General features: G+C 71.0%; 11 protein-coding genes and 1 pseudogene. 5 read left to right on the top strand and 7 right to left on the bottom strand.

What is annotated here, in order from left to right; genetic code table 11:
- Positions 1-3 precede the first annotated feature (3 nt).
- Entirely contained in the window at positions 4-1,416 is a 1,413-nt protein-coding gene (locus ACIREI_RS42965; protein WP_403345425.1) for an RICIN domain-containing protein, read from the bottom strand.
- 1 nt (position 1,417) lies between these two features.
- Complete coding sequence (locus ACIREI_RS42960; protein ID WP_403345423.1) at positions 1,418-2,530, bottom strand: family 43 glycosylhydrolase; 1,113 nt, start codon at positions 2,528-2,530, stop codon at positions 1,418-1,420.
- Positions 2,531-2,719: 189 nt separating this feature from the next.
- Here ACIREI_RS42960 and ACIREI_RS42955 point away from each other — a divergent pair, with 189 nt between their 5' ends.
- Entirely contained in the window at positions 2,720-4,831 is a 2,112-nt protein-coding gene (locus tag ACIREI_RS42955; RefSeq protein WP_403345421.1) for an autotransporter, read from the top strand.
- A 61-nt stretch (positions 4,832-4,892) separates the two neighbouring features.
- On the opposite strand, the gene ACIREI_RS42950 is transcribed toward ACIREI_RS42955, so the two are convergent.
- Positions 4,893-5,096 carry a hypothetical protein gene (locus tag ACIREI_RS42950; RefSeq protein ID WP_403345419.1) on the bottom strand — a complete coding sequence of 68 codons (204 nt, stop codon included), beginning with the start codon at positions 5,094-5,096 and terminating at the stop codon, positions 4,893-4,895.
- A gap of 268 nt (positions 5,097-5,364) precedes the next feature.
- On the opposite strand from ACIREI_RS42950, the gene mmuM reads away from it, so the two are divergent.
- The 4 genes and pseudogenes from mmuM to ACIREI_RS42930 all read left to right on the top strand — a co-directional run.
- Positions 5,365-6,288 (top strand): homocysteine S-methyltransferase, encoded by a 924-nt coding sequence (gene mmuM / locus ACIREI_RS42945; RefSeq protein WP_403345417.1) that lies wholly within the window; start codon positions 5,365-5,367, stop codon positions 6,286-6,288.
- Between the two features lie 229 nt (positions 6,289-6,517).
- On the top strand, positions 6,518-7,573 hold the full coding sequence (locus ACIREI_RS42940; protein WP_403345415.1) for a LacI family DNA-binding transcriptional regulator: 1,056 nt from the start codon (positions 6,518-6,520) through the stop codon (positions 7,571-7,573).
- A gap of 63 nt (positions 7,574-7,636) precedes the next feature.
- A complete protein-coding gene (locus ACIREI_RS42935; RefSeq protein ID WP_403345413.1) occupies positions 7,637-8,290 on the top strand; it encodes a class I SAM-dependent methyltransferase in 654 nt (217 codons plus the stop codon).
- 109 nt (positions 8,291-8,399) lie between these two features.
- Positions 8,400-8,570 (top strand): annotated as a pseudogene (locus ACIREI_RS42930) (hypothetical protein); the annotation flags it as partial.
- Here the strand turns inward: ACIREI_RS42930 and ACIREI_RS42925 are convergent.
- The 4 genes from ACIREI_RS42925 to ACIREI_RS42910 form a co-directional block, all read right to left on the bottom strand.
- A complete protein-coding gene (locus tag ACIREI_RS42925) occupies positions 8,521-10,104 on the bottom strand; it encodes a carboxylesterase/lipase family protein (RefSeq protein WP_403345411.1) in 1,584 nt (527 codons plus the stop codon). The pseudogene ACIREI_RS42930 and the gene ACIREI_RS42925 sit on opposite strands and share 50 nt — an antisense overlap.
- 125 nt (positions 10,105-10,229) lie before the next feature.
- Positions 10,230-11,477, bottom strand: coding sequence for an alginate lyase family protein (locus ACIREI_RS42920; RefSeq protein WP_403345410.1), 1,248 nt, complete (start codon positions 11,475-11,477; stop codon positions 10,230-10,232).
- Positions 11,478-11,503: 26 nt separating this feature from the next.
- Complete coding sequence (locus tag ACIREI_RS42915; protein WP_403345408.1) at positions 11,504-14,836, bottom strand: alginate lyase family protein; 3,333 nt, start codon at positions 14,834-14,836, stop codon at positions 11,504-11,506.
- 15 nt (positions 14,837-14,851) lie between these two features.
- Complete coding sequence (locus ACIREI_RS42910; protein WP_403345406.1) at positions 14,852-16,630, bottom strand: putative Ig domain-containing protein; 1,779 nt, start codon at positions 16,628-16,630, stop codon at positions 14,852-14,854.
- Positions 16,631-16,636: the final 6 nt, after the last annotated feature.

Below are 16,636 nucleotides of genomic sequence, written 5' to 3'. Positions count from 1 at the left end.
ACCTCACGTCCCGCGTGTCCACTGCTGGTTCGTGCCGCCGTTGCACGTGTACGTGATGATGGCGGCCGAGTTGGCGGTGGACGCGCCGTTCACGTCCAGACACTCGCCGGTCGCCCGGGACTTGATGTTCACGTAGGAGCCGGTGGTGGTGAGCGACCACTGCTGGCCGGTCGAGGAGGCGTTGCAGTTCTCCTGGGTGACCGTGCTCGCGTTCTCCTGGACGCACAGGGAGCTGTTCCTGACCATCAGCTGGTAGTAGCCGCTGCCCACCGACTTGAACCAGTACTTCTGGTTGTTGCCGCCGTTGCAGTCGTACTGCTTGAGCTGGGCGCCCTGCCACAGCGACTGGCTGGTGACGTCGGCGCACCTGGACGAGTGCCGGGCGATCAGCGTGTTGTACGTGGCGCTCGTACCGCTGATCGAGCCGGTGGCCGTGTCGATGGTGACCTCCGGGGACCAGGACATGGACATCGAGGTCGAGGAGGGGAAGGTCAGCGGCAGCCAGACGTAGCGGGAGTCGTTGACGGTGCCGCCGAAGGAGTTGCCCCAGCGGTCGCCCATGTAGAGGTACGAGGTGGTCGAAGTGCCCTGCACGGGGAGGACGTACGCGGTCTGCGAGCCGTAGGTCGTGGAGTCGCCGATGTTCGTCATGGCCGTCCACGGACCCGCGATGCTGGTGGCCGTGGCGTACTGCTGCTGGTTGGGGTTCCAGCCGGTGGCGCCGGACGTCAGCATGAAGTAGACGCCGTTCCGCTTGAACAGCGCCGGGGCCTCGCGGTGGCCTCCGTGCCAGGGGTCGGCGACGAGGGCGGCTATGCCCGTGTAGTCGCTGGTCAGGCGGTAGATGTGGAGGTCGTAGTTCTCGCGGGCGGCAGAGACCATGTAGCCGGTTCCGTCGGTGTCGACGAACACCGTGATGTCGCGGGACATGTGCTGGCCGAGCGGGCGGAAGCTGCCCTGCCAGGTGTAGTTGCCGTCCACGGTGTCGGAGACGGCGACGGCGGCTCGCGCCTCGCTGTAGTCAGTGCCGTTCTCCTTGTGCATCCACATGACGAACTTGCCGGTGGAGGCGTTGTACATGACCTTCGGGCGCTCGATGTTGGCGGTGGCCAGCTCCGAGGCGCTCGACTGGGTCAGGACGTGGTTCCTGAACTCCCAGTTCTTCAGGTCGGTGGAGCGGTAGGCGTCCACGTACCGGAAGGTGTTGTCGGCGTTGCGGTGCTCGCCGAACCAGTAGTAGTAGGAGCCGACCTTGATGACCCCGCCGCCGTGCGCGTGCACGGGGTTGCCCGAAGTATCGGTGAACTGCGTGCCGTTGGTGACGGTCTGGGGTGCCGCCTGGGCCGGTCCCGCGGTGGCCAGGGCGCCGGCCAGGGCCAGACAGAGGGCGAGCAGAACCGCGTACGCACGTCTCATCTCACGCACCCTCCTTCACGGTCGCGTCGGCCGCAGTGTCTGCCACGGGTATGCCGAAGTCCGGGGTGCCGTCCGGGTTCCAGCCGAGCTTCTGGATGCGGGTGTGGCGGTTGGGGTCGTTCAGCGGATCGCCGACGATCTCCTTGTACTGGCGGGCGTGATAGACGAGGACGTCGCTGCGGCCGTCCTCGGCGACGGTGAAGCAGTTGTGGCCGGGGCCGTACTGCTTGGTGGTGTCGTTGCTGGTGAAGACCGGAGTGGGGGACTTGGCCCAGCTGGCCGGGTCCATGAGGTTGGCGTCCGCGTCGACGGTGAGCATGCCGACGCAGTAGTGGTGGTCGGTGGCGGAGGCCGAGTAGGTGAGGAAGATCCGGCCGTTGCGCTTGAGGGCGTAGGGGCCTTCGTTCACCTTGTAGCCGATGCACTCCCAGTCGAACTCGGGTGTGGACAGCCTCACCTGGGGCCCCGTCAGGGTCCACGGGTTCGCCATCTCGGAGAGGAACAGACCGGTGTTGTTGTCCATCCCGGGTTCGTGCTGCGCCCAGCACAGGTAGCGGGTGCCACGGTGGGTGAAGGTGGTGGCGTCGAGGGAGAAGGTCTCCCAGGCCGTCTTGACCTGGCCCTTCTCCACCCAGGTGCCCTTGAAGGGGTTGGGGTGGGAGTTCTCCAGGACCCAGATGCGGATCTTCCACACGTCCTCGGCGGGCGCGGCGGCGAAGTAGATGTACCACTTGCCACCGATGCGGTGCATCTCCGGCGCCCAGATGTGGGCGCCCATGTCGCCGGTGGCGTGGGCCCGCCAGATGACCGACTCCGCGGCCGTGGACAGGCCCTTCAGAGTGCGGGAGCGGCGCAGGATGATGCGGTCGTACTCGGGGGCGGTGGCCGTGAAGTAGTAGAAGCCGTCGGTGTGCCGGTGGATGTGGGGGTCGGCGCGCTGCTGGACAAGGGGGTTCACGTAGGGGGCTGCCTTCGGGGACGCGGCGTGGGCGACACCGGGAAGGGCGGACGCCGCGGTCAGGGCGCCGGCGGCTGCGGCGCCCTTCAGCAGCAGTCTGCGGGTGGGGAGTTGGGGGCTTGACGGCGCTTGGGGCAGGTCGTCTTCGCGGCTCATGCGGACTGCCTCTCGGGGTTCTCAGAGGGGGGAGGTGTTCGAAATGACGGACATGATCTGTAATTACGAACGCCGAAAAGGTAAGGGTGTGGAAGCAGGAGGTCAACGGGTTCGACGTGACGGGGAGAGCGCTTTCCAAAGAGCCGCGATTTTCTGTTATCGGCGCCCTCCCCATCCGTCTCCCATGACGTGCGCAGCCATACCCACAAGACAGCAGCGGCCCTCGGCGCCCTCGCGGCGGTCGCCGCCCTCACCGTCGCCGCTCCCCCCGCGGCCGCCGCCGGCCGGGACGTGACCGCCGACGTCCTCGCGGACCGGGACGTCACGCTCAGCGGCGACACGGTCGTCACCGTGCCGGCCGGGACGACGACGTACGACGGCGTCTTCCGCGGCGAGGGCACGCTCACCGTGCGTGGCAGTGGGACGCTGATCCTGACCAGGGACAGCGACTTCACGTTGCCGAAGTCCCGGCAGCGGCAGAAGGTGAGCGTCCTCGGCGGCAACCACCCGTACGTCACCACGACCGATGCGGACCCACCGGCGATCACGGTGGAGCGCGGCGCGACCCTGCAGTACGGCAACGGCGGTACGACCGGACTGATCGGTCACTTCCCGTACAACACCCCGGCGTTCCGGCTCAACCAGGACAACATCCGGGTCGACGGCACCCTGCGGCTGTCGCTGAAGAGCGCCTACAACCTGGGCACGATCAGCGGCTCCGGGCTCATCGCCCAGCCGCGCTTCCTCTGGGGCACGTGGGACCTGTCGGGCACCCACTCCTTCTCCGGGGTGATCGACAACGGCACGCAGGTCAACGCCGGCCGCCCGGAGTTCGCGACGTCGCTGCCGAATGTGCGCAAGATCCTCAACCAGGGCACCTACACCGTGGACACCCCGCTGGGCCAGACCGTGACCATGGGCATGGACTTCTACCAGCGGGAGTACGGCAGCGACATCAACGTCCAGTCCCGGCCCGGCAGCAAGGTCGTCCTGACCGGCCAGTACAGCTGGTCCGACCAGGGCGGCGACACCAACCCCTCGCTCAGCGACCCGTCCCTGAACTGGACGCCCGCGCGCAAGAACGTCAACAAGCGCGGCACCAACATCAAGGGTGCGAACGTCCAGTGGGGGAACGGGACCACGAACAAGATCTTCATGCCCGGGACCGCCGAGACCGTCTACATCAACCTGCTGGCGGCACGCTCCCGTTCGCTCCTCACCTTCGACTACAACGGACCGGTGACGCTGGGCGCCCCCATCGGCGGCGGCCGGTTCCACGACACGCTGTCCGCGCCTGGCGCCGGGGACATCGTCATCAAGGGGACGAAGGGCAACGACGTCACCTTCGCCGCGGTGCAGTACTACAACGGCTCGACGACGGTGGAGAAGGGCGCCGTGCTGCGGCTGGGCAGCGGCAGGTCCGGCGGTGACGGCGGGCTCTACACGAAGGGCGACCTCTACAAAGTCGTCAACAACGGCTCGCTCGTGCTGAACAACACGAGCAAGGCGCTGTCCCTGTCGCGGATCGGCGGCAGTGGGTCGCTCACCCAGTCGGGGGCCGCGACGACGACGCTGACGGGGAGCGCCGTGACGTACACCGGCACGACGACGGTCAAGAAGGGCACCCTCGCCCTGCGCGGCGGCGCGACGCTCGCCCGCAGCAAGGCGATCCGGCTCACCTCGGCGAAGTCCCGTCTGGACGCGTCGGCTTCGGGGCTGCGCGTGGGCGAGGCGAAGACGCTGACCGGCAAGGGCACCGTGAAGGGAGCGGTGACGAACGACGGCGTGGTCGCGAGCGGCCTCACCGTCTCCGGCGACTACACCCAGTCGGCGAAGGGCGAACTCGTCCTGCGCGACGGCCCGTTGAAGGTGACCGGCACGGTCCGCCTGGCCGGCGGCCTGGACCTCGCGGCCGCCGCCACCTCGACGAAGCCCGCCGGGAAGATCACCGTCCTCGACCACCGAGGCGGCGCGAAGACGACCGGCACCTTCACCGGCCTCAAGGAGGGCAAGAAGCTCCAGCTGGGCGACACCACCTACCGGATCAGCTACCGGGGCGGCGACGGCAACGACGTGGTCCTCACCGCCGTCACCACGACCCCCTCCCCCAGCGCCGACACCCCCCGCACGGCAGCCGACACGGTCGCCTCCCCCGGCACCCGCACCGCGAGCGCCGCGAGCAGCGGCCTCGGCTGGTGGCCGTACGTCCTGGCGGCGGGCCTGCTCGTCGGTCTCGCGATACCGGCGACGAGGTTCGGTCGGGCCGGCGGACGCCGCCGGGGCGGGCGGCACGCGGCGTAGGTGGCGCCTTCTGGATCAGGGCGGCGGTGCGGGCCCTGGCGGCATCCCCTGGCCGAGCCGGTCAGCCGCGGCCGCTCGGCGGCTCCGGGAAGCCGAGGCGGGGGGCGAGAGCACGCGCCTCGGCGGCCCACTCGGCGAGGAAAGCGAGGGTCAACCCGCGTTCGCGGTAGCGGAGTTCGGCGGAGACCGTGCCCCGGCCGCCGTAGTCCATCTGCTCCTCGCCCGCCCGGGCGAGCATCAGGGCGGTGAGCCAGTCGTACTTCACGGCCGAGGCGCACACCGCCAGCCGTACGAGATGTTCGTCGCCCCGCCAACCGCTTTCCCGCAGACCGTGCAGGTACGCCTCGTAGGCCGCCGCCGCGTACCCGGGCAGGCGCGCGGCCGGGACGAACAGGTCGAAGACGGAGTCGGGCAGGTAGTTGCCGAGGTCCTCGCCGAGGGCGGCGTCGCCGGTGAACGCCCAGTCGAACTAGATCCCCCCACGGATGTCCCACATGCCGGACACCTACCCCGTCTCGACTACCGTCGTCACCATGACCAGCACCATCACCCTCGCCGAAGCCCTCGCCGCCGGGACCGTCGTGCTCGACGGCGGCATGTCCAACCAGCTCGAGTCGGCCGGGCACGATCTGAGCGACGAGTTGTGGTCGGCGCGGCTGCTCGCGGAGCGGCCCGAGGCGATCACCGAGGCGCATCTCGCCTACTTCGAGGCGGGGGCGGACGTGGCGATCACGTCCAGCTATCAGGCCACGTTCGAGGGTTTCGCGAAGCGCGGGATCGGTCATGAGCGGGCGGCCGAACTCCTCGCGCTGAGCGTGGAGTTGGCGCGCGAGGCGGCCCGGCAGGCGCAGGGCCGGGGCGTCACGCGGCCGCTGTGGGTGGCCGCGTCCGTCGGACCCTACGGGGCGATGCTGGCGGACGGCTCCGAGTACCGGGGGCGGTACGGGCTGAGCGTGGACGAGCTGGAGCGCTTCCACCGGCCCCGGCTCGAGGTGCTGGCCGGGGCCCGGCCCGACGTGCTGGCGCTGGAGACCGTCCCGGACGCGGACGAGGCCGAGGCACTGCTGCGGGCGGTGCGCGGGCTCGGGGTTCCGGCCTGGCTGTCGTACTCCGTCGCAGGTGACCGCACCCGCGCCGGGCAGCCGTTGGAGGATGCCTTCGCCCTGGCCGCCGATGCCGACGAGGTGATCGCGGTCGGCGTGAACTGCTGTGTGCCGGAGGATGTCGAGGGCGCCGTCGAGACCGCCGCCCGTGTGACGGGGAAGCCCGTCGTCGTCTACCCCAACAGCGGCGAGGCCTGGAACGCCGAGGCCCGCACCTGGGTCGGCCGCTCCACCTTCGCGCCGGAGCAGGTGCGGGGGTGGCGGGAGTCCGGGGCGCGGCTGATCGGCGGATGCTGCCGGGTGGGTCCGGAGGCGATCGGCTCCATCGCGGGCACGCTGGCCGCGGTGCGGTAGCGATCAAGCGGGCGGGCTGGCCTTCGGCCGTGCCCGCCATCCCGCCATCCCGGCACTGCACCGCCACCCCCGTCACCCGTCACCCGTCACCCCATCCCCCGCCACCCCGCACAGGACTCGTCCCCGCCCACGACCCGCTGCTAGCCTCCGCATGGGAACCGGTTGCCGTCGTGTTGCCGCAGGTTCCCAGGGGGTGGGCGAAGGTGCCCGGGAAAGGGGCGAGGCAGAGATGACCAGGAAGAGCGAGGACGCGGGGCGCAGCACCATCCGGGACGTGGCGTCCCGCGCGGGGGTGTCCGCGTCGACCGTCTCGCGCGTGCTCGGCGGGGTGTATCCGGTGAGTTCGGCGACGCGCACCCGCGTGATGCGGGCGGTCCGCGAGCTGGACTACGTCGCCGACGCGCGCGCCAAGGCGGTCGCGGGGGTCGGCACGCCCACGCTGGCGTTCGTGCTGGAGGACATCACGGGGCCGTCGTTCGCGCACATGGCGTACGGGGTGGAGCGGGAGGCCCGGCGGCTCGGACATCTGTGCCTGGTGTGCACCACGGAGGGCGACGTCCAGCACGAGGTGGAGTTCGTCGAGATGATGCGCGCCCAGCGTGCGGCCGCCGTGATCCTGGTCGGCGGCTCCGCCGACACCCCCGAGTACCGCGAGCGCACCCGCCGTATGGCCGACTCCCTGGCGTCGGCGGGCTCCCGGCTGGTGCTGTGCGGGCGGCCGCCGCTCGGCCCGGGCGCGCCCGTGACCGTCATCGAGTACGACAACGAAGGCGGCGCCTACGCCCTGGTCGCCCACATCCTCTCCCAGGGCCACCAGCGGGTGCTGTTCCTCGGCGGCGCCTCCGACCACACCACCGCCCAGGGCCGCGAGCGCGGCTATCTCGCCGCCCACCGCGCCCGCGGCCTGGACCCCGACCCGGCGCTGCTCCTGCACGGCGACTTCACCCGCGACGCCGGGCACCGTCTGATGCGGGAGGCCCTGGGGCAAGGGCTGGAGTTCACGGCCGTGGTCGCCGCCACCGACATGGTCGCCGCCGGCGCGCTCACCGCCCTGCACGAGGCCGGCCTGGACGTGCCCGGCGACGTCTCCCTGGCCGGCTACGACGACATCCCCTTCGCCCGTGACCTGCACCCGGCCCTGACGACGGTCCACGTCCCCTACGAGGAGCTGGGGCGCCTCGCCGTACGCACCGCGCTCGGCCGGACCCCGGAGAATCCCGACGAGCATCTGCTGCTGGGGACGCATGTGGTGGTGCGGGACTCGGTCGCGCGGTGCGGCGGGTGAATCTCCGGTGAGCGGCCTGCGAAAACGCTGAAGGGCTCCCAGGGCTTCTCGTAGGGTCCGCGCATGGACTGGCGGAAGTGGCAGGACCGGTACGACACGCCCGACTCCCCCTTCGCTCGCCGACTGGCCACCGTGCGGGAGCGCATCCGTCTGGCACTGGACGACTGCCCTCCCGGCCCCCTGCGCGTGGTGAGTCTCTGCGCGGGCCAGGGGCGCGATCTGCTGGGAGTGCTGCCCGGTCATCCACGCGGTCAGGACGTGCGCGCCCGACTGGTGGAACTCGATGCCCGGAACGTCGCCCTGGCTGCCGAGGCGGCCGACGCGGCCGGTCTGCACGGGGTCGAGGCCGTTGCCGGGGACGCCGCGCTGCTCGATCACTACGACGGCCTGGCGCCGGCCGACATCGTGCTGATCTGCGGGGTGTTCGGCAACATCGTGGACTCGGACATCGAGCGCACCGTCGCCGTGTGCACGCAGCTGTGCAAGACCGGCGGCCGGGTCATCTGGACGAGGAACCGCAAGCCGCCGGACCGCGTGCCCTTGGTCTGCGACTGGTTCGAGGAGCGTGGCTTCGCACGCGAGTGGGTGAGCGAACCGGGCGAAGTCCAGGCCGTGGGAGTGCACCGTTTCACCGGTCGGCCGCAGCCTCTCCAGCGGGGCACGCGGTTCTTCACCTTCGTGGGGTACGACAAGCTTCAGTCGCCGACCTTGTCGTGAAAGCGCCTTCTCCTCAGGCTCGCGACGATCACCACCGGTTCGATCCTCGGGGAGCCGCCCAGCATGAGCGCCGGACCCGGGCTGCGCGGCGATCGAGCGCGGGCCGCTCGTGCACTGCCTGGAGGGCGTGGACCAGCGGCCCGGCATCCCCTTCGACGAGCTCACCCTCCCCGACGGCGCCGAGCTGGCCGCCCGGCACGAGCCGGATCTGCTGGGCGGGGTGACCGTCGTCAGTGCCGACGGACGGCGCCGGGCAGACGCAGCCGCCGTACCACTGACCGCAGTTCCGTACTACGCGTGGGCGAACCGTCGGCAAGGGCCGATGCGGGTGTGGATTCCGGGGTCGTGACGGCGGCGGCGGCCCACAGGGCGAGCTCGGCGTCGCGCGGGCCGTGGACGGTGTGGGTGTCGCCGTCGCCGAAGACACGCACCGGGTGCGAGTCGTCCCACGCCTGCCAACCCGGGTCGCCGTCCACCGCGAACCGCAGCCACGCCCCGTGCATCTCGTCCGCCAGCTCCTGCGGGGCGCCCTCGCCGGCCAGCTTGCGGGACTCGGGGACGTCTCCGGTGTCGAAGACGAAGCCGAGCTCCAGGGCGTGGCAGGCGCCGAGGTCGGGGAGGCTGGAGGGCCAGGCGAACTCGTACACGTACGTCGGGGCGGGGCGGGCGTCGGCCAGGCGGTGCAGGGGGGCGCGCAGCAGGTGGTCGGTGACCATCTGACCGACGATCTCGGCGGTGCCGGCCTCCGGGTGCAGGGCGCGGTAGCCGCGGGGCACCTCGGCGCCGACGTGGCAGCGGGCCATGGCGCCGGCCAGGGCGACCGCGCCGAGCCGGTCGAGGCGCTCCAGGAGGCCGCCGGGCACCAGCCACAGCCGGTACTCGTCGCGGGTCCAGCCGGTCATCAGGTCGACGCCGGCGGCGGCGTCACCCTCCGTGAGCGCCTCCAGCGGGTCACGGGGGACGATGTCGCCGTCGACGACGATCCCGAAGGCGGGCCCGCCGAGCACGGGGCTGCTGAGTCTGCCCACCTCGGCCTGGGTGCGCAGGAGCAGTTCGCGGTCGACCTCGGCGAAGGCGGCGGCGGTCGCGGGGATCTTCAGCCGGTTGGCCATGCGGCGCACCATCCGCCGTACCTTGTCCCGCTCGGCCGCCTCGGGCGGTCCGCTCTGCAGGACGGCCCGCCGGACCAGGCCTTGGGCCTGCGGGGCGGCGAGCAGCGCGCCGATGCTGATGGCGCCGGCGGACTGGCCGCACAGGGTGATGCGGTCGGGGTCGCCGCCGAAGGCCGCGATCGACTCGTGCACCCACCGCAGGGCGGCGAGCTGGTCGCGCAGGCCGGCGTTGGCGGGGGCGTCCGGGAAGTAGCCGTAGCCCTCGACGCCCAGCCGGTAGTTGACGGAGACGAGGACAACACCGTCGCGTGCGAAGGGCCGGCCGTCGTACACCGGCACACCCGAGGAGCCGCGGGTCAGGGCGCCGCCGTGCACCCACACCATGACCGGGAGCCGGGCGCCCGGGCCCGGCTCGGGGGTCCAGACGTTGAGGTTGAGGCAGTCGTCGCCGGGCACGACGGGGTCGGACAGGTATTGCGCGAAGGCCTCGGAGTACGGCGGTTTCGGCGCGGTCGGCCCGAAGGCGCCGGCGTCGCGCACGCCGTCCCAGGGCTCCGGCGGCACGGGCGGCCGGAACCGGCGCGGGCCGAAGGGGGGCGCCGCGTAGGGGATGCCCCGGAACACCGCTACGCCGTGTTCGTACCGGCCCCGTACCGCACCGTAGGGCGTGCTCACCACGGGGTCCGAACGGACTGCTGTCATACGCACCAGCCTCCTCACCGCGCTCGTGCACCGTGAAGATCAGAGCAACTCATTGTGGCCCGATATTCCGGTGCACGAGCGGGCGAGGGGGCTATTCGGCGTACCCCGCTGCTTGGCGTACGTCGCTACTTGGCGTACATCAGCGTGCCGAAGCCGAGCTGGTCGTAGCCTCCGCTGGTGGAGCCGTAGTCACCTCCTCCGCCTTCGGGGGCGACGGAGAAGCACATCTGGGCGATGTACTTGTCGTCGAGGTACACGCGCCGGTTGTAGTGGTAGTGGAGCATGGCCCAGACGGGGCGGACCTGGCCGCGGCTGCCGGAGCCGATCACCGTCTGTGACTGCTGGGCGCAGTTCTGTCCGCTGCCCCAGGTGTAGGTGGTGTAGGGCACGTTCATGTTCAGGTTGTACTTGGCGACGTACTGGGCGGCCTTCATGAAGCGCCGGCCGTCGTAGGAGTACAGGTCGTCGCCCTGGTTCCAGGCCATCTCGCACAGGGCGCCCATCTGGCCCATGCCCATGACGGTGTGGCCCTGGTCGCGGCCGGACTCCTGCCACTGGCCGAGGTCGTAGCCCTCGACGTTGCTGTACAGGAACGGGACGGCGCGCTGGATCTGGCCGTTGCCGCCGCCGTTCTTGAAGTAGTTGACGGCCTGGTCGTACTTGGCGCCGTCGTCGCAGAGGATCCCGATGGCCATGATCGAGGCCATGTTGCACAGGTCCCAGTTGGCCCAGTAGTTGGTGATGCAGGCGTCGTTGTGCTCGCGGAGGAACCGGTCGTTGAGCGGGTAGAAGACGTTGAGCATCATCGTCTTGAACCGGTTGAGGTCGAACCCGGCGTACCCGCGCATGAGTTCGGCGGCGTTCGCGAACTGCCAGCCGTAGAGACCGGCGGCCAGGTACCGGTCGGCGTTGCCCGTGATCTCGGTCAGCGTGGACGACCAGGCGTTGAGGATGCGCACGGCGCAGTCCGCGTTCGCGGCGGTGCCGCCGACGTGCCAGCGCAGGGCGTTCTGGTAGGCGGCGTGGATGTCGTTGTAGAGCTGGGGGTAGTTCTGGCCGTCGCCGCCGCGGATGATCGTGGCCGTGGGGCGGGGCGTCCAGGTGGACTGGGAGTGGGAGTTGGCGGTCAGCCGGTTCCAGCCGGACAGCCAGGGGTCGGTGCCCGCGGCGACCCTGACCTTGGCCCGGTTGATGTCACCGGCGTTGTGCAGCATGCCGGGGTGGGTGAAGGTCGCGGGGGCCGCGTCCGCCGTGGTGGCGGCGGACGCGGTGCCCAGGGCGACGGCCGCGGTGAGACCGCCGGCGGTCTTGAGCAGACCGCGGCGGCTCAACGCACCTGTGGTGCGGTGCTGGTGGGGGGAAGTGCGGCTCATTGGTGCGACTCCAATCCGTGGGGGGATCAGTCGGTGGTGATACTCACCTCGTCGAACTCGGTGGTGCAGCGGGCCAGTTGGCTGCGGGAGCAGACCACGAGGCCCACGTAGTAGGGGGCGTCACCGAACCCGGGGATCTCGCCGGTGGCGAGGGTGGTCCAGGTGGCGCCGTCATCGGTGGACAGGGCTGCGGTGAAGGCGGTCCCGGCGCGCTTCAGTCGCAGCAGGGCGGGGAGGGTGGCGGGTGCGTTCCCGGTGAAGGCCGATTTTCCGGCCACGGTCGTGCGCAGCATGAGCTGCGCGGTGGTCCCGCCGGTGACGACGGCACCGGCGGCCTGGTCGAACGGCGACAGCGACTTGGCCATCAGCAGGCCCACCTGGTCGGCGCTCGCGCCCGTGCGGGAGCCGAGCCGGGCGGTGATCTCGCAGTCGCCGGTGACGGGCCGCCGGACGAACTGCCCGGTCATCCCCTGGTTGTTGGTGCTCAGGTCGACGCCCGCACCGCGCACGGTGAAGGTGCCGTCGGCGTACGACGTACTGCCCGGGGTGCGGATGGCCGCGACGCCGAAGGTGGCGAACTCCCGGTCGTCGAGGACGACATCGCCCAGGTCGCCGTACGTCCACGGGGCGGGCGGGGGTGTGCCGACCGTCAGGGTCAGCTTGCCGGAACCGTCGCCTGCCGCGTTGCCCGCGGTGGTGGTCACCGTGAAGTCGCCGGTCTCATGGGGCGTTCCGGAGATCACGCCGGTGCGCCGGTCGAGGCGGAGACCGTCGGGCAGGCCGTCGGCGGTGAACCGCACGGGCTCGTGCGAGCCGCGCAGGACGTGCCGGAAGGCGACACCCTTGTTCGCGAACGCGGCCGTGGCCGAGGTGAGTCGGGGCACGTCCGGGGTCGGCATCCGCGCGGACGTCGGTTCCGAGAGCGGGCCGCGTCCGCCGCAGTTCGTCTTCGCGACGACGTAGTGGTACGTCGTCCCAGGTGTGCCCGTGGCGTCGGCGTACCGGATACGGGTGCCGAAGCCGACCGCGCCGACGGCGGTGGCGATCGTCTCGAAGGGGCCGTCGGCGGAGGTGCCGCGCAGCACCTTGTAGCGGGCCGAGAGGTCCGGGTCGGTCCAGGCCAGCTCGACGGCGTCGGCGCCGGTGGTGGCCTTGAGGCCGACGGCGGTGCGGGCCGGGCGCGGCACGGACCAGACCTCGCCGAGGGAAGTGGAGGTCACGCTGACGTTGTCGAAGGCGCCGGTGCCGGTCTCGGCGTACCCCGCGTCGACGCCGAGGCACGAGGTGAGGACGAGGCCCGCGTACGCCGTGCGGCCCAACTCGACCTCGGTGGAGCCGACTTCGGTCCAGCGGATGCCGTCCGGGGAGATCGCTCCGGTGCAGCGCCGGCCCCGGCGGGTCAGGCGCACCCAGTACGGCGCCCGCAGCCGGTAGCCGTCGCCCGCGCCCTCGACGTACGGGGCCTGAAGCGGGGTCGCCGACTCGGGCAGGGTGCCGAGGTCGGAGATCGGGAAGGCGGCCGAGCTGGTGATCGCCGTCTGCTGGGACGGCGGCACGGGAGTACTGCCGGTGCCGGAGACAGCCACGCCCGCCTTCGGACGGACGCTCCACACGCCGCTCCAGGTGTGCAGCGGCAGCCCCTGGATCAGCATCGAGGCGTGCGCGGCGTCCGCGTCGAGGGAGTCGCGCAGGGTGACGCCGATCTTGGCGTACTGCGAGCTCAGCGGGAACACGATCCGCGCGGTCACCGCCCCGTCGCCCGGCAGCGGCAGGTGGACGAGCCGGTAGGTGTCGGCGGTGCCGGACGCCTCCAGCACGAACCGTTCACCGTCGAAGGCGGCGGAGCCGGGGATCTCGGCCTCCCCGAGGTCCTGGGTGGACCAGGGCTCGGGGAGACCGGTGGTGAGGGCCGTCGGGAGTGAATCGGCGCTGCGGCCCTGCGCGTTGGCGGCGGACACCGTGTAGTAGTACGTCCGTCCCGCGCGCACGTCGGAGTCCTTGTACGCCGGCTTGTCGACGCCGGAGGCGATCTCCTCGTACGGTCCCTCCAGGCGGGTGGCCCGGCGGACCGTGTACGTCTTCGCCCACGCGGTCGGCAGCCAGGACACGGTGACGGAGCGGCCGTCGCCGGTCGCGGTGACCCCGGCGGGGGCCGTGGGCGCGGTGGGCGAGGCGGCTGTCGTGCCGGCGTAGGTGAGGGTTCCCCAGCCGGGGTGGTCCTCCTGGTAGCCCTCGATGACGCGGGTCCCGCCGGTGCCCCGGAAGACGACCTTCTCGGTGTAGGGGGTGGGCTTGCCGAGGCGTCCGGCGTAGTGGGCGTACGCCATCTCCCACAGCGGGCGCCACTGTCCGCGCTGCCGGTCCGAGACGGCCGTCTTGATGTACTTGCCAGTGCGGTCGAGGTCGGGGGTGAACGGTACGGCGTTGTCGCCGAGGTTGTAGCGGCCGAAGTACTCGAAGTTGGCGAGGATCCGGTCGTCGGCGAAGCCGTACAGGTCGACGCCCTGCTGCCAGGCGACCTCGGCGGCGTCCGCCAGCAGGCCGACGGCGAGCTGCTCGTGGGCCTGGTCGCGGCCGGATTCCTGCCCCTGTCCCGCGGCGGTGACGATGCGGTGCAGGACCGAGCCGTTGCCGGCGCCGGCGGCCGCGAAGCGCAGCGCGTCCTCGAACATCACCCGGTTGTCGCAGAAGACGGCGACGGCGAGGATGGTGCGCAGCGCCGCGACGTCCCAGTTGCCGTTGGCATAGAGGCAGTAGCCGGACAGGGCCGGGTACCAGACGTCGGTGAAGGAGCGCTCGCAGCGGCGTATCGACTCCTCGGGCCAGCCGTCGTAGCCGCTGTGGCGGAGGATCTCGGCGGCGTTGACGAACTTGAAGCCCTGGATACCGGCGCCGAGTTGGCCGTCGGCGCCGGTGATGCCGGTGAGGGAGGCGGCCCAGGCGTCGAGGATGTCGCGGGCCTTGTCGGCGTGGCGTACGTCGCCGGTGACCGCCCACATGAGGGCGTTCTGGTAGGCGGCGGCCGCGTCGGTGGCCGCCTGGCTGGTGTTGTCGGTGGGGCCGCGTCCCCAGGTGGTGATCTGGCCGGTGTTGCGGACGGCGTAGCTGTGCTGGGAACGGGAGTCGGCGGCCAGCGCGGCGAAGCCGGCGGCGATCGGGGCGCGGCCTTCCGCGACCGCGGACCTCATCCGGTCCAGGTCGGCGCGGGAGTGCAGAAGACCGGGGTGCGCGAAGGAGAACGCCGCGTCGGCGACCTGGGCCCACGCGGGCGTGGCGGCGAGGGCGGACAGCAGTCCGCTCCCGGCCACGCCCGCGAGTCCCGCCGCGCCGAGGAACGTCCGTCGGCTGAGGGCTTGCACGGTATGTCTCCTGGCTTACGGGTGCTGCACGGTGATCGTGAGGGACTTGGTCGCCGTGCCGACGGTGTTCGTGGCCGAGACGGTGACGGTGTAGGTGCCGGGGACCTGCGGGGTGCCGGAGATCTGGCCCGTCTTGTCGTCGAACTCCAGGCCGGGGGGCAGCCCCTCGGCGCCGTACGACGTCGGCAGCGCGCTCGCGGTGACGAGGTGGTTGAAGACCTGGCGTGCGGTGGCCGTGGCCTCGCCGGCGCTGGTGACCTCCGGGGCGGCGGTCGCGGCGGCGGTGGCGGAGTCCAGGAAGCGGAGGTTCTTGACGTGCTCGTTGGCGAACATCGGCACCATGTCGGTGGTCAGGTACCAGCCCGGCTTGCGCATCTTGTCGTGGACGACCGTGCCGTTGATCGCCAGGTTCTGGAAGGTGAGGTTCTTGACGGCGCGGTCCGCGTCGTAGCCCACGACGATCGGCATGATCGCGTTCTTGCCGTTGTACGTGAGGTTGCGGACGTAGACGTCCTCGATGCCCCGGCCGGGCGAGGCGTTGTAACGGTTGGCCATGACCCGCATGTTGAACAGCTGGCCCCAGGTGAAGTCCTCGACCCGGACGTCCTGGATACGGACGTTGCGGATGAGGTTGCTGTCGCCCGGGTTGAGGGCGAAGCAGCCCTGGTAGAGGACCTGCGGCTCGCGGTGCTGGAGGACGTCGATGTTGCTGAAGACGATGTTCTCGATCGTCTCGGGCTTCTCCGGGTTGCCGTGCGTGCCCATGTTCACCGGGTGGGCGACGTCGGCCCACAGGGTCGAGTCGCGGACGGTGACGTTGCGGCAGTCGCCGTAGTAGTCCCAGCGGTGGGCGTAGATGGCGATGCAGTCGTCGCTGTTGCGCATCCAGACGCCCTCGATCAGAACGTCCTCGCTGCTGAACACGTCGATGCCGTCGCCCCACTGGCCGGAGCTGTAGGAGTGCAGGTTGCGGACGGTGACCTGCTTCGACTGGCCGATGGTGCAGGAGTAGCCGGTCTTCGGGTTGAGGACGAGGATGCCGTCGATCTCGATGTTCTTGGAGAACTGCACCAGGGTGGCGGCGTCCGACCCCGTGATGATGCCCCGGCCGAGCAGGCGGGCGTTCTCCACGTTGACGAACTCCACCCGGGCCTTGAGCACCGCGCCGCCGGCCAGGTACACCGTCTTGCCGCTGGCCACCTTCACCACGCCGTCCGCGGGGGTGTGCATGCCGGGGCCGAAGTAGATGACGTCGGGGTCGTCCGCCTCCGGCCGCGTCTTCTCGATGGGATTGGCGTGCAGTTGGAGGTTGCCGTAGATGTCGCCGTCGATCTCGATGGAGAGGTTGCGCGGCTCGGTGAGGCTGAAGGTGATGGTGTCGCCGCTGACCTCGTGCTGGATGTCGTACGACAGCGGGCGGATCCGAGCGGAGGGGATGGCGCCCTGGGACCAGGTGACCTGCACCTCCACGGTGCCGGTGAAGTCGAGGCTCGCCACCGAGGTGGGGCGGATGACGCCGGAGCCGGTCTTCTCGTTGATGGTCTTCGTGGTGGCGCGCAGGACCGGCACCGGCTTCCACTGTCCGCCGGGGGTACGGGCCTTGACGACATAGCTGGTGTTGATCGGCATGGCGCCCGGCACGGGGTGCACCACGAGCCGGTCGGCGGCCTCCGGTCTGTCCTCCGCGCTCGCGGTGCCGGCTGCCGTACCGATGAGGGAGTAGGCGGCGGCGGTGGCGCCCGCGGCCTGGATGAGGGTGCGCCGGGACAGGCCGGTGCCCTGGGTGTCGTTCATGAGGGA

It is taken from the genome of Streptomyces sp. NPDC093591, assembly GCF_044764885.1.
Taxonomy (GTDB): Bacteria; Actinomycetota; Actinomycetes; order Streptomycetales; family Streptomycetaceae; genus Streptomyces.
This window is presented reverse-complemented; position numbering and strand designations above follow the sequence as displayed.

Bases quoted from the DNA above. Each gene is read 5' to 3' on its own strand.
- ACIREI_RS42965 (WP_403345425.1), bottom strand. From the start codon at position 1,416: ATGAGACGTGCGTACGCGGTTCTGCTCGCCCTCTGTCTGGCCCTGGCC.
- ACIREI_RS42960 (WP_403345423.1), bottom strand. From the start codon at position 2,530: ATGAGCCGCGAAGACGACCTGCCCCAAGCGCCGTCAAGCCCCCAACTC.
- mmuM (WP_403345417.1), top strand. From the start codon at position 5,365: ATGACCAGCACCATCACCCTCGCCGAAGCCCTCGCCGCCGGGACCGTC.
- ACIREI_RS42940 (WP_403345415.1), top strand. From the start codon at position 6,518: ATGACCAGGAAGAGCGAGGACGCGGGGCGCAGCACCATCCGGGACGTG.
- ACIREI_RS42935 (WP_403345413.1), top strand. From the start codon at position 7,637: ATGGACTGGCGGAAGTGGCAGGACCGGTACGACACGCCCGACTCCCCC.
- ACIREI_RS42925 (WP_403345411.1), bottom strand. From the start codon at position 10,104: ATGACAGCAGTCCGTTCGGACCCCGTGGTGAGCACGCCCTACGGTGCG.
- ACIREI_RS42920 (WP_403345410.1), bottom strand. From the start codon at position 11,477: ATGAGCCGCACTTCCCCCCACCAGCACCGCACCACAGGTGCGTTGAGC.
- ACIREI_RS42910 (WP_403345406.1), bottom strand. From the start codon at position 16,630: ATGAACGACACCCAGGGCACCGGCCTGTCCCGGCGCACCCTCATCCAG.